This window comes from Halomonas marinisediminis, from assembly GCF_004347715.1.
Lineage (GTDB): Bacteria > Pseudomonadota > Gammaproteobacteria > Pseudomonadales > Halomonadaceae > Halomonas > Halomonas icarae.
Map to the genome: position 1 here is coordinate 1 of NZ_SLTR01000216.1, position 311 is coordinate 311.

A 311-nucleotide genomic window follows, 5' to 3' on the forward strand; every position below is an offset into this window, starting at 1 on the left:
GGTGACGGAAGTATCCTCGTCGCTCAGCACGATCTTGTGCCCGCCCGGGGTCTCGACGGTGATGATCTTCTTGTCGTCGTCGAAGGTGACCTTGTGCTGCGCCTTGGTCACGAGGGTCTTGATGGTGTTCTCGGCATCGGGGACGACCGGGGCGGGGTTCTTGCTGGAATGCAGCGCCCCCAGCAGGATCGCGCTGTCCGGGTCGCCATGCAGAAAGCCCAGCACCACTTCGTCGCCGATCTCGGGCAGGAATTCGAAGCCCGCGTTGTTGGTGGCATAGGGGCTGGCGATCCGAACCCAGGCCCCCAGGT

1 protein-coding gene is annotated in these 311 nt (G+C 64.0%); it reads right to left on the minus strand.

Annotated elements, in window-relative coordinates:
- A partial coding sequence (locus E0702_RS19180) for a phage baseplate assembly protein V (RefSeq protein ID WP_240721796.1) occupies positions 1–311 on the minus strand: 311 nt, incomplete at both ends.